The organism is Legionella sp. PATHC035 (genome assembly GCF_026191115.1).
In the GTDB taxonomy this organism is placed as follows: Bacteria; Pseudomonadota; Gammaproteobacteria; order Legionellales; family Legionellaceae; genus Legionella.
Genome location: NZ_JAPHOT010000001.1, coordinates 1,125,353 through 1,137,500, shown reverse-complemented (window position 1 = coordinate 1,137,500; position 12,148 = coordinate 1,125,353). Strand labels below are relative to the sequence as shown.

Genomic DNA, 12,148 nt, shown 5'->3' with positions numbered 1-12,148 from the left:
ACTGTTTATTAAAAACACAGCACTCTGCAAATTCGTAAGAAGACGTATAGGGTGTGACGCCTGCCCGGTGCCGGAAGGTTAATTGATGGGGTTATCTTCGGAGAAGCTCTTGATCGAAGCCCCGGTAAACGGCGGCCGTAACTATAACGGTCCTAAGGTAGCGAAATTCCTTGTCGGGTAAGTTCCGACCTGCACGAATGGCGTAACGATGGCCACACTGTCTCCACCCGAGACTCAGTGAAATTGAAATCGCTGTGAAGATGCAGTGTACCCGCGGCTAGACGGAAAGACCCCGTGAACCTTTACTATAGTTTTGCACTGGACTTTGATGATAACTGTGTAGGATAGGTGGGAGGCTATGAAGTGAGGACGCTAGTTCTCATGGAGCCATCCTTGAAATACCACCCTGTTGTTATTGAGGTTCTAACTTGGTCCCGTAATCCGGGATGAGGACAGTGTATGATGGGTAGTTTGACTGGGGCGGTCTCCTCCCAAAGAGTAACGGAGGAGCACAAAGGTACCCTCGGTACGGTCGGACATCGTACCAAGAGTGTAAAGGCATAAGGGTGCTTGACTGCGAGAGCGACGGCTCGAGCAGGAACGAAAGTTGGTCTTAGTGATCCGGTGGTTCTGAATGGAAGGGCCATCGCTCAACGGATAAAAGGTACTCCGGGGATAACAGGCTGATACCGCCCAAGAGTTCATATCGACGGCGGTGTTTGGCACCTCGATGTCGGCTCATCACATCCTGGGGCTGAAGCAGGTCCCAAGGGTATGGCTGTTCGCCATTTAAAGTGGTACGCGAGCTGGGTTTAGAACGTCGTGAGACAGTTCGGTCCCTATCTGCCGTGGGCGTAGGAAAATTGAGAGGAGCTGCTCCTAGTACGAGAGGACCGGAGTGGACGAACCTCTGGTGTACCGGTTGTGACGCCAGTCGCATCGCCGGGTAGCTAAGTTCGGACGGGATAACCGCTGAAAGCATCTAAGCGGGAAGCCTCCCTCAAGATGAGTTTTCCCATGAAGCCCGTTGAAGACTACGACGTTGATAGGCAAGGTGTGGAAGCGCAGTAATGTGTGCAGCTAACTTGTACTAATTGGCTGATTGTCTTGACCATATAATCTGAATTACTTCAGATTAACTGAATGTGAATACAAGAAAAGCCGGTTGGGCTAACGCCCAATCAGCAAAAAAAATGTGTACTCTTTATTTACCTAACGCATGATTCGGGTATAATGCGCCCATTAATCATGTGAAACCAGTTTTCCTGGCGACCATAGCGGTTTGGAACCACCTGACTCCATCTCGAACTCAGAAGTGAAACGAACCCGCGCCAATGATAGTGTGAGGCTTCCTCATGTGAAAGTAGGTCATCGCCAGGGTTTTATTCTGAAAAGCGGCTCTAGAAGCCGCTTTTTTTTTTATCAATAAATTGTTTTCTTGAAAAACTACTTTGAATTTGTTTATTTTCTACCTAGTAAAATCTAAATAGCGATAGATCGTGCTGCTCTTCTTGTCTGATATTTCTCTTAATTTTTGCTCGTCTTAATTAAAACCTTATCTCGATAAAAGCTCATTATCGAGATACACTGAATTAAAAAATATTCAGGACAATCAAATGAAAAAAAATTTCCTCATCTACGGTTCTTATGGATATACCGGTAATTTAATTGCGCAGCTAAGTCTAAAGCAAGGATTAAAGCCGATATTAGCCGGCAGAGATGAAGAGAAGTTAAAACGGCAAGCAACGGCTTTGAATTTGGAGTATCGAGTATTTGATGTGAACGATTTGGAGCAGGCTAAAAATGCACTTTACGATCTTGTTGCGGTAATTCATTGTGCGGGACCATTTAAGTATACCTACAAAAACATGGCGCTGGCCTGTCTTGCCACCAAAACCCATTATTTGGACATAACTGGTGAAGTGATGGTAATAGAACAGCTTATGGCAATGAATGAACAGGCAAAAAAAAATGGGATTATGCTCTTACCTGGTTCTGGATTTGATGTAGTCCCTAGTGATTGTTTAGCTGCTTATTTGAAACATTCTTTACCTGATGCCAATCGATTGATTCTTGCCATCGCGACATTGACTCAAAGTGCGCATTTAAGTATTTCTCATGGTACAGCTAAAACGATGTTGGAAGATATCCCTACAGGAACTAAAATACGAGATGAAGGAGTTTTAAAGACAATTCCGTTTTGTGGAAAAACTCAATCTTTTGATTTTGGGGCTGACAAGAAATTGTTGTGTGCCACTATTTCATGGGGGGATTTGTCATCTGCTTGGTGGTCTACACAGATTCCACATATAGAAACGTATATGGCATTACCAAAAAAAATAATAAAACTCAAAACTTTTATTAACCTCTTAAAAGGGTCTTTAAGTTGGACTCCAATTAAAAGCTATCTAACACGTAAAATTAATCAATTACCCGCTGGGCCTACTGAGGAACAAAGACACAACTCGGTTGTAAAAATATATGCTGAGGTAAGCAATGAAGCCGGCAAAAGAATTGCTGCATTGATGACTACACCAAATGGTTATACATTAACTACCTTATCAACCTTATTGATAATTCAAAAAGTTTTATCAGGAGATGCTCCAATTGGTTTTCAAACCCCTTCCAGTGCTTATACAGAAGATTTAATCATGGAACTACCTGATGTCACACGTGTTTTGCTTAATCCGTGTTAACACCCATTTGGTTTTCAATCTGGAGAAAATATTTTCAAAACCGATTATAATTTACGTTGATATCGTTTTTTTTATATGCATAAGGAAATTTGATGACCATTGAAAAAATAGAAAAAGGCCTTAATGGCCTGGAAACTGGTATTGAAGAAGTAAAATTAATGACTTTGGAGTTGAATAAAAATAATGATCGTTTGCAAGCCCTTATTGTGCGAATGGAAGAGCAACTCAATCACTATGAGCATGCTCTCAATAAAGCAGAACATATAAAAATAAGTAATGGAGAGTTACTAAATAAGTATGGCATTTTGAAACCACCAAGCCAGCAAGAGTCTTTAACGACTACATTGGAACCTTGTCGTCCTTGAAATACAGCAACCGGCCCCTTAATATGGGCAGCGTAGAAGCTGCTGTGATGTACATTAAGTTTTTCAGATTTCTTGATTGCTTGATCAGCTCAATGGGTTGCTATTCTGAACTCATTGCAAAAGCAATCAAGCTAATCTGTATAATTTAATTGGATGATCGCGATGTTTTAGCAGGGCATTACCAACCAATTCGCCCTTCATTTCAGGTAATTCCTTCATGGCATCTTCAGAAATGAGAATATGAGAATTGTAGGTTTTATTTAACTGCTCTATATGGGCTGCTGAATTGACTACATCACCAATAATGGTATATTCCTGTCTTTTTTTAGTCCCAATTGTACCGGTTACCGCATGACCAAAATGGAGCCCTATTCCAAGTTTGAGATCAGGTAGATGCCCTTTTTTTACTTCCTCTTCAGTACGTTTCATAATCTCAAGCGCTGCGTTTACGGCATTAGCCACATCATTGCCACTCGATATCGGTGCACCAAATACAGCCATAAAACCATCACCTAAAAATTTATTGATAATCCCTTTATTGTCATGAATGATTTTGACCATAAATTTAAAAATATTATTGAGATAATTCACAGCAATTGATGGTTCGCTGACCTCAGTAAAATGAGTGAAATTTCGCACGTCCAAGAACATAACACACACAGGTATGTACTCACTCAAATTACCATCCTTGGATAATAATTTGGAGACCACTTCAGGTGAAACATGTTGGCCAAAAATACCTTCAATTCTGTCCCGTTCTTTTTGTGCCTCAAAGGCTACAAACAATTGCTTTTTAATTTGTGATGTGACAAAAGCGGTAGCAAACCCAGCAACCAATAGCATTCCTCCTCGATTGGCAAAGGCATACCATGCGATTAAATAGTAATCAATTCCTTCGATTGGAGTGTAATGCAGTACGTAATAGGAAAAAAACCAATATTCAATGGCGGCAACCATTCCTGAAAACCCACATAACCATTCATTTAAGGTCAGTGAGGAAAGAATGATGAAAATAAAATAAAGCAAAACAGGTGGCATTAAAAGGACATATACTGGAGTGTGATAATTCATTAGAACGATTATTCCTAGTGTTGGGATATTTATTTCGATGAACGCTTTAATATATTGAATTACGAGGGGTATATTTTTCTGATGAAGCATGTATTGAGAAACAACAATACGCATTAATAAAAAATAAAAGGCGACCGCCAGTAAAGAACTCGGCATAACCATCGGCGAGACTTTCGCCTGTCGATAATACACTTCAGGAGAATGAATAAAAAATATTGTCCAAATGAGAGCCATTAGAATAAAAATAATAGATAGAATGGTTGTCCTTAACTTCTCAGTTTTTAATATTTCCAATTCCAAATGAGATTGAGTCATTTACACTAACCCATGAAGTCCATTTCTTTTATTTTAGATTAAAATTATAAATAACAATTATTTGTTTGAATTCAGTTCCTGAACCGAGAGGATGTTCCGTTAATCCCTATGCAAAGTAGGCTTTGCCATTCTGACACGGTGATACTGTATGGGATGGTGCTGATGCGTCCTCTCCAGGCTGCATTTTTGAGAGCTACTTAAATGGATACCAAATAGTTATCTTTCAGCCGCACATAATGTTGTGCTGAATATTCTAACCTTTCGATTTCTTGAGCAGTTAATTTTCGAATTGCTTTAGCTGGGTTACCAAGATATAAATAACCACTCTCCAATTTCTTTCCAGGAGTGACTACAGAACCAGCAGCAACCATTACATGATGTTCAATGTGTACGGCATCTAAAATTAAAGCGCCCATACCAATGAGACAGAAATCATCCACCCTACAACCATGCAATACGGCTTGATGTCCAATTGTAATCCCCTGGCCTAAAATTAATGGTTGTCCACCAGGAGTGTAAGGGCCCTCATGGGTAACATGCAAAACAGCGCCATCTTGTATGCTACAGGCATTGCCTATTTTAATGGAGTTCACATCTCCGCGTATCACGGCCATAGGCCAAACCGATACATCGTCGCCCAGAAATACATCACCAATGACTACTGATGTAGGATCTATGAACACTCTTTGGCCAATTGAAGGTGATTTACCTTGAAAACTACGAATTGAATTATTCATGTGATTAAACCATAGTTACCAATTCTTCAGCGCTTGTGGGATGAATCGCAACCGTATTATCGAAATCTTTTTTACAAGCGCCCATTTTTATTGCCACACCAAAACCCTGGAGCATCTCATCTGCTGCTAATCCAATAACGTGCAAGCCGATAATTTTTTCTTCTGTACCTAAGGTGACTAATTTCATCACTGTAGGTGTTTTTATTTCAGCAAATGCATCAAACATAGGGGTAAAGCGAGTTTGATATACTTTAATCTGCTCTTTACCGTATTGTTCAATGGCCTCTTCTTCACTAAGCCCAACTGTTCCTATAGGAGGATGACTAAAGATTACAGTACAGATATTATCATAGTTTAAACACGCCTCAGGTTGCTGGCCAAATAAACGATCAGCTAAACGTCGACCCGCTGCAATTGCTACAGGGGTAAGTGCAGGTGCATTTGTTACATCACCTAGAGCATAGATCCCCTGCGCACTCGTATTTTGAAAGGCATCAACTAAAACTAAACCTTGCTCATCAGTTGCAACCTTTACCTTTTCTAGATTTAAGCCTGATGTTCGGGGAGTTCGTCCCGCGGCGACAATAATTACGTCTACATCGTTAATAATGGAACCGCTTACGGCGGATACTATGGATTTTCTGCCATCGCTATGTAAATTGATTTCTTGTGCTTTATGATTTGCATGAATCTGAATACCTTGTTGCTGCATTATATCCATTAATGTGTCTCCCAAAACTTTATCAAAACGAGATAAAGGTCGAGAGCCTCGCATTAAAAGATGGGTTTCACTACCTAGACTGTTTAATACTCCGGCGAGTTCCACTCCGATATAGCCGCTTCCAATAATAGCAACTTTCTCAGGTTGTTTGGTTAAGGCAAAGAAACCGTCCGAGTCAATTGCATGCTGAATCCCATGAATTATTGGTAGCGAAGGCTTTCCACCCGTGGCAATGATAATATGGGGTGCCTGATAAAAAGTATCATTTACTTTAATCGAGTGTGGATCGTGAAATGCCCCTAAACCTTGAATCAGGGTGATATTAAATTGAGCAAAACGTCGTGCATAGTTTTCCCTGAGTCGTTCTATATAAGCATTACGCTTCGTAACGAGGGTATTCCAGTCAAGTTGGCTTGAGATAGTAGAAAACCCATAATCGGATGCATGGTGCATGATGTCACAAATCATGGATGCATTGAACATAATTTTTTTGGGGACACAGCCTAAATTAACGCAAGTACCCCCCAAGTGATTGGGTTCTACCACTGCTACTTTAGCACCATGTTTTGCAGCTCGAACAGCACTGGCGATACCACCACTGCCTCCACCTAATACAATAAGATCAAAATGGTTGTTTTTCATAGGCAATTTTTGAAAAATAAGTCTATATTATCAGGAACTGTTCAAGCAACCAATATAAAATCCCAATAAATGAAGTGAAAGTAATGGGATGTTTTTCCAGTGGTCCTGCTTTTATTGCTTAGATTCTAACCAGAATCTCTGTAGGTGGTGAAAGCAAAATTTTATCGCTCTAATTTGTATTGTTACGTAGTACAAAAGCAGCTGATTTCAAAACTGAATTATCTTTTTAAATCATTTGTAATCATTTTTTTCGGATCTCTTTCTTGAGGCTTATCAAGGATTAGGTTTAGGAGATTTTGGGTTGCATTTTAGACTTATCCTAGTTCTTTCCTGCAAGAGGACGGAGATCTTGGTCAATGATCTTTTATAAGGAGATTAATATGCCAGCATCTGAGATTAAGATTAGTCGTTTGGTGGTTTTGGGAGATAGTTTATCGGATAGGGGTACTTTTAATAAACGGATGCTTTTTGGTTTTATTCCTTTGGGAGATATTTATGAAGTAGGTTTTGATGCACCTCGAGGGCGATTTACCAACGGATTTGTCTGGGGAGATTATTTTGTTACAGCAATTATTGAACAATTTGAAATAGAACATGCGCGAAAAAAACTGAAAGTCACGCGGAATGCACGAGGGAATGCAGACGTGGCCGATGCAATTTTAGCGAATGATCATCATTTATTGAGCAAAAATGAGAAGGCATTTAGTCTCAATAGCGATAAACATATTTTATACAAAGGAGAACGCTTTGCTCGTTTCTATTGCGAAGCGGGTTTAACCTCATACGATTATAAGACACAACTCACGCTGAATCCCATGGATGAAGCAGCTCGATTGCTCTTAAGTCATTTAGCAGAGAAACAAAAGTTACTCAGTGCGGACGATAAAAAATATCATATTAGCGCTCGGGAAAAAGCTGAAACTTTAGTTATTGAATGGTCTGGGGCGAATGATTTAATTACGGTAAATGCTGAACCTACTTTTCTTGAAGCAGATAATGCAATCAATGCGCGAATCGCCAATCTTGAAACCTTGATTCAACAAGGGTATAGAAATTTTGTTCTATTGAATTTACCGGATCTCTCCCTAACGCCAAAATATAAGGCTAAAAGTACAACAGAACAGAATAAAGCCGCTGAATGCTCGGCACATTTTAATGAGCAGTTGGCAATTAAAGTACAACAAATCCTCAAAAAATATGATGGTCTAGACATCCCGCTGAATCTTTCCATTTTCGATGTCAGTAAACCATTTAAAGAAATTTATGATCATTGCAAAGATTATGGTTTTGATGAGGATAAATTAACATCTCCCTATATTGAGTCGGAAGAATTTAAGCAAAATCAAAAAAATCCTGTGGATCAACAAGAACACATTTCGCCAGCCAAAGGCTACATGTTTTGGGACATCTTACATCCTACAATGAATATGCATTCTTGGTTAGCACTAAAATTTAAAGAGGCATACAATAAAATTTTTAAATTTACTCCTCCTGAATCATCAAGAAAATGCTGTAAGGAAGCAGAAGATGCAATGGGACATTTTTTACCTGCCACTTACGCCCATTTGCCGCAAGATTTAGTACAAATAATCAGTACCATCCATAACAATGCAATCAATATGGCTAAGTCATTTAGCTCATCACGTCGTGAAAAAGGCGAGTTATTGAAACAATTTATTTTTGAACTGAAGTGTCAAAGTGGTAATTTACGAGAGATTGATGCTTTTATAAAATCATTTATGCACGATCCAGACAATATGAAAATAATAAAAAAACACCATCACCCCATATATGATTTTTTTGCGGGTAAAAAAACGACCCGCTCCGAAGATCATATTGGTGAACTCAGCCATGCGCTTGAAGCACATCTTAATATTCCCGAACAACTCAGCATGTGACGAGAGAAATTGCGCTGCCGGTTGGACGTCATCTCTGGTGCCATGAGGAATCTCTTAAAATACTGTGCTACCGCATGGAGATCCCACGCTACGCTCGGGATGACCGACCTTCCACGGAATAAGTAGCAGTCGTTTTATTCTGCACTTACTTTAAATGCCACATCCACATTGCCTTGAATTGCTTTAGAATAGGGACACACTTCATGAGCTTTGGCTACTAAATCTTCTGCATCTTTTTGATTCAGACCCACGACATGAGCGTGCATTTCAACTCCAAGTTTAAATCCGTGTTCTGGTGTGGAATACAGGGAGACTTGAGAAAGAATAGAGGCATCTTTTAAAGGAATGTTCTGTAAACGAGCGACATGACGCATGGCACTCTCGAAACATGCAGCATAACCGGCAGCAAATAATTCTTCGGGATTAGTACCGTCACTTTGGCCACCAAGTTCTTTAGGTTTCGCAAGGTCCAGTCTTAATAAGCCGTCTGATGTTTCTATGTGGCCCTCTCGGCCACCATGTGTGCGCGCTGTTGCGGTATAAAGTGCTTTCATTTTTTAGTCCTTTAATTATAAAGAATAACAAAGTTAGAGTTGATTGATGAATTTGTCAATCAGAAGTAACTTTATATATTATATTGCATTCATGAGTTGGCACATTAGGGCTTTTTACTCCGTAAAACAAACCTTTATCTAAATAATTACATACCTGATTTGCATTTAACGAATTCAAGCATTGGGATAAGGTTTTGTGCTGACAATGTGGAAAAATGGCATCCGTTTTACCTATCGCTTGATAATGCTGATCACTCCAGCTGTTTATATCGCTCGTGTAATAGGTAGTATAATTTTTAATTTTAAGATGATTATCGAGGTTAAATATTTTCATCCCCGGGTAATTATGATGGACGCGACTAACACTTGGCGTAGAGTAAGCATATATATTGGTGCCATGATCTAAACTGATTTTTCTGAGCTCATCCATATGGGTATGTGAAGAAAGCAGGGTAATTTCTCCATACGATTTTTTATTGTTATTTAATATTTTTATAAATTCATGCACGTACTTTTTATGCCAAATAGGTGTTCCCTGGTATGAATTCCCAGGGGGTTCATGCATAGCAATTAATAGTTGTTTGGCATGATGTGTTTTTAATTGTTGATTGAGCCATGAAAGTTGGATGGCGGCATCCTGTTCTTGATTGGGGTATTGAGAAAGTACGGGTGTTTTTGTCCATTGAGTTGCATTTAGAGCAATTAAGATAATTTGTTTATTTCCAGGTATCACATAACTGGAATAATATCCATCGTGGCTCATGTGACTGGCATCGATAATCAATTCTTTACAATGAGCACAGGCTCCATTCCAGCCTGCAGCATAATTTAATGGAGAAACACCATTCGCTTCGAAAGGTTGATAATTACCAAGTAAGGAATCGTTATTCCCTGTAACATAAAAAATAGGTTTCTGCCCTTTGTCGTTTTTATCCAACTCTTCGAATACGGTTTTTTCGAACTCGCCCTTTTTCGATGAATTGAATAAAGAGTGAGTGGGTAAATCACCTAAGCAAAGAATAAAATCTACTTTTTCGCTTAATTTTTCATATTCTTTCATAGCAATATTGAAAAATTCTGGCCCCGTGTCCTCCCCATCATTTGATGAGTTACTACTGCCGTAATGAATATCACTAATAGTTAAAAAATTAGGTGCTGCATGCACTGAATGAAGAAAACAAAAAATCAATAAAACAACTTTAAGTGGGTTCAATTGCATCTCCATTGATGATTAATTATGTTTATGAGCCAATCCAATGATATCAACTTATGGCGTTGTGGCTGCAACAGGGCAATTGCTATTAAGAGAATCCCCTCTGCAACCGTTGGAGAGGGCGATTCACTCTATTTCTAAGCCGCTTCGCGAATACTCCAGGTCCGTGTCTGATTGGGTAAATCGAGGGTTTCTACCCAGAGTAGCGCCGGGTTACCAGAAGGATTAATCGATAGCGTCTTAGCCGACAGCATGACCGCAAAAGGATATTTTTTGACCACCGCTTGCAATGTTGACCATACTTTTCCAGGATCACCCTGGTTGTCATTTACTATCAGTTCATTGCCTCGATAGATGACATTAACCGATTGGCCTCGCAGAGCAGTTCGTAGTGCTGATTCCAATCGTCGCCATTTTGCTTGATGTGCTTTTTGTCTTTCTGCTTGGGTCGGATTCAATTGAAAACTAACACGTTGATGCGGTGAAAAAATGCGACTCAAGCGACTGCTTCCGGGACTATTTTGCAAGAAGTAAGTACATAGGGCATCCAACACAGGTCGGCCAGGGCCTGACGCTTTACCTGGTTGTCGGTTAACATACATTGCAAAAGCTAAAGTATGGCCATTGGCAGTATATAAATACCCTGAGAGACTGTTTATTCCAGTCATTGTCCCTGTTTTAGCGCGCACAAATCCTTGTTGAGTTGGAATTTTAAATCTTTTTTGCAATGTTCCATCACGTCCTGATATCGGTAATGCGGCGATGTACTCATAGGATAATGGAAAACGTTGGTATAGGAATTTTAATAAGGATATCGTTTGTTCTGGGGTTACCAAACTGTACCTTGATAAACCTGAGCCATCAGTAAAAATTGCATTGCTGAAATCAATGCCTGTTTGTGACTGTAAAAAGTTCTTAATTAAGGGTTGAGCATCTCGCCAGTTGACGGGTATTCCCTTATTGAGTTTTTCCGCAGCATGCAAGTACAGGCTGTCTGCATAGAGGTTATCTGAAGGCTTTAATGTATCTGCCATCAATTGTGATAGCTGTTTGGAGTGCTGTGTCGCTATTAATAAAGAGCCAACTGGAGTTTTACCTAATTGGACCTGGCCATTGAGTTGGATATTCGACTTTGCTAATTGACTCTTGATCATGGCTTGGGCATACATTAGAGGATTTTTTATTGCCAGCCGTTGTTGCACTGCCCACTGTCCAACGCCAACGCAACCGCGAACTGTTAAATGATTCTCTTGATCCAGAGTGAAACCTACACCACAGCCTTTGCTATCGGCTTTGGTGGTTGTCTGGTTATTTAGGGAAATGGCGCCACCGCCATCATCTACTTCAACCACAGCAGGATCGCCAGCTTGAGCTCCAGGATTTACGGTGACGGTCAAGCGATTGGAGTCAACCATCACTGGCGCGTTGGGTGCACCATAGCTGTAAGATAAATCAGTTGTCAGCCATCCGGGTGGATAGGGGTCTACATTAGCCAGGCTACTGTCAATGTACACGTTACCTTGAATGGCATGGATGTTCCATTCTTTCAAGGAGGAAAGCAGGGTATTCAGATCATCACGACTAAAAGAAGGATCCCCACTCAGTCGCACATAAACGTTCCCCTGCAGCACCCCTTGTTGTATTTTTCCTGCGCTCATACTTAATTGGTTTTTAAAACGATAGTCTGGCCCAAGTACCATTAACGCCGCTGCTTCAGAAAAAAGTTTCAAATTACTCGCAGGGATGTATAATCGTTGTGCATTGCGACGATATAAAACCTTACCGGAAGTGAGGTCAAGGACGACAATTCCAAGATTGACATTGGGGTTAACGCGATTAATTAAACGATCTACTTCAGTTTGGATACTGGCGCTATATGCGAATGCGGATAAGGCCAATAAAAACACGCCAGTCAATGTCTTTCTCATCGATGTCG

General features: G+C 40.2%; 9 protein-coding genes and 2 rRNA genes (1 of these 11 only partly in view). 5 read left to right on the top strand and 6 right to left on the bottom strand.

The features are described from left to right. The 4 genes from OQJ13_RS05080 to OQJ13_RS05065 form a co-directional block, all read left to right on the top strand. Positions 1-1,115: ribosomal RNA gene (locus OQJ13_RS05080) — 23S ribosomal RNA — on the top strand (it extends 1,779 nt beyond the left edge of the window). Between the two features lie 149 nt (positions 1,116-1,264). Continuing rightward, positions 1,265-1,380: ribosomal RNA gene (gene rrf, locus OQJ13_RS05075) — 5S ribosomal RNA — on the top strand. A gap of 236 nt (positions 1,381-1,616) precedes the next feature. Then, entirely contained in the window at positions 1,617-2,696 is a 1,080-nt protein-coding gene (locus tag OQJ13_RS05070) for a saccharopine dehydrogenase family protein (protein ID WP_265709632.1), read from the top strand. Positions 2,697-2,788: 92 nt separating this feature from the next. Further along, a complete protein-coding gene (locus OQJ13_RS05065; RefSeq protein ID WP_265709630.1) occupies positions 2,789-3,061 on the top strand; it encodes a hypothetical protein in 273 nt (90 codons plus the stop codon). 126 nt (positions 3,062-3,187) lie between these two features. On the opposite strand, the gene OQJ13_RS05060 is transcribed toward OQJ13_RS05065, so the two are convergent. The 3 genes from OQJ13_RS05060 to gorA all read right to left on the bottom strand — a co-directional run bounded on the left by OQJ13_RS05060 (position 3,188) and on the right by gorA (position 6,547). Further along, the gene (locus tag OQJ13_RS05060; RefSeq protein WP_265709629.1) at positions 3,188-4,447 is read right to left on the bottom strand and encodes an adenylate/guanylate cyclase domain-containing protein; all 1,260 of its coding nucleotides are present in this window, start codon (positions 4,445-4,447) and stop codon (positions 3,188-3,190) included. 197 nt (positions 4,448-4,644) lie between these two features. After that, complete coding sequence (locus OQJ13_RS05055) at positions 4,645-5,184, bottom strand: gamma carbonic anhydrase family protein (RefSeq protein WP_265709627.1); 540 nt, start codon at positions 5,182-5,184, stop codon at positions 4,645-4,647. Positions 5,185-5,188: 4 nt separating this feature from the next. Further along, positions 5,189-6,547, bottom strand: coding sequence for a glutathione-disulfide reductase (gene gorA, locus OQJ13_RS05050; RefSeq protein ID WP_265709624.1), 1,359 nt, complete (start codon positions 6,545-6,547; stop codon positions 5,189-5,191). Positions 6,548-6,927: 380 nt separating this feature from the next. Here gorA and OQJ13_RS05045 point away from each other — a divergent pair, with 380 nt between their 5' ends. Further along, positions 6,928-8,445, top strand: a complete 1,518-nt coding sequence (locus tag OQJ13_RS05045) for an SGNH/GDSL hydrolase family protein (protein ID WP_265709623.1) — start codon at positions 6,928-6,930, stop codon at positions 8,443-8,445. Positions 8,446-8,579: 134 nt separating this feature from the next. On the opposite strand, the gene OQJ13_RS05040 is transcribed toward OQJ13_RS05045, so the two are convergent. The 3 genes from OQJ13_RS05040 to dacB form a co-directional block, all read right to left on the bottom strand. After that, positions 8,580-8,999 (bottom strand): organic hydroperoxide resistance protein, encoded by a 420-nt coding sequence (locus OQJ13_RS05040; protein ID WP_265709621.1) that lies wholly within the window; start codon positions 8,997-8,999, stop codon positions 8,580-8,582. Positions 9,000-9,054: 55 nt separating this feature from the next. Further along, complete coding sequence (locus OQJ13_RS05035) at positions 9,055-10,218, bottom strand: metallophosphoesterase (RefSeq protein WP_322783738.1); 1,164 nt, start codon at positions 10,216-10,218, stop codon at positions 9,055-9,057. Positions 10,219-10,349: 131 nt separating this feature from the next. After that, positions 10,350-12,140 carry a D-alanyl-D-alanine carboxypeptidase/D-alanyl-D-alanine-endopeptidase gene (dacB, locus tag OQJ13_RS05030; RefSeq protein ID WP_265709619.1) on the bottom strand — a complete coding sequence of 597 codons (1,791 nt, stop codon included), beginning with the start codon at positions 12,138-12,140 and terminating at the stop codon, positions 10,350-10,352. Positions 12,141-12,148 lie beyond the last annotated feature (8 nt).

Bases quoted from the DNA above. Each gene is read 5' to 3' on its own strand.
- OQJ13_RS05070 (WP_265709632.1), top strand. From the start codon at position 1,617: ATGAAAAAAAATTTCCTCATCTACGGTTCTTATGGATATACCGGTAAT.
- OQJ13_RS05065 (WP_265709630.1), top strand. From the start codon at position 2,789: ATGACCATTGAAAAAATAGAAAAAGGCCTTAATGGCCTGGAAACTGGT.
- OQJ13_RS05060 (WP_265709629.1), bottom strand. From the start codon at position 4,447: ATGACTCAATCTCATTTGGAATTGGAAATATTAAAAACTGAGAAGTTA.
- OQJ13_RS05055 (WP_265709627.1), bottom strand. From the start codon at position 5,184: ATGAATAATTCAATTCGTAGTTTTCAAGGTAAATCACCTTCAATTGGC.
- gorA (WP_265709624.1), bottom strand. From the start codon at position 6,547: ATGAAAAACAACCATTTTGATCTTATTGTATTAGGTGGAGGCAGTGGT.
- OQJ13_RS05045 (WP_265709623.1), top strand. From the start codon at position 6,928: ATGCCAGCATCTGAGATTAAGATTAGTCGTTTGGTGGTTTTGGGAGAT.
- OQJ13_RS05040 (WP_265709621.1), bottom strand. From the start codon at position 8,999: ATGAAAGCACTTTATACCGCAACAGCGCGCACACATGGTGGCCGAGAG.
- OQJ13_RS05035 (WP_322783738.1), bottom strand. From the start codon at position 10,218: ATGCAATTGAACCCACTTAAAGTTGTTTTATTGATTTTTTGTTTTCTT.
- dacB (WP_265709619.1), bottom strand. From the start codon at position 12,140: ATGAGAAAGACATTGACTGGCGTGTTTTTATTGGCCTTATCCGCATTC.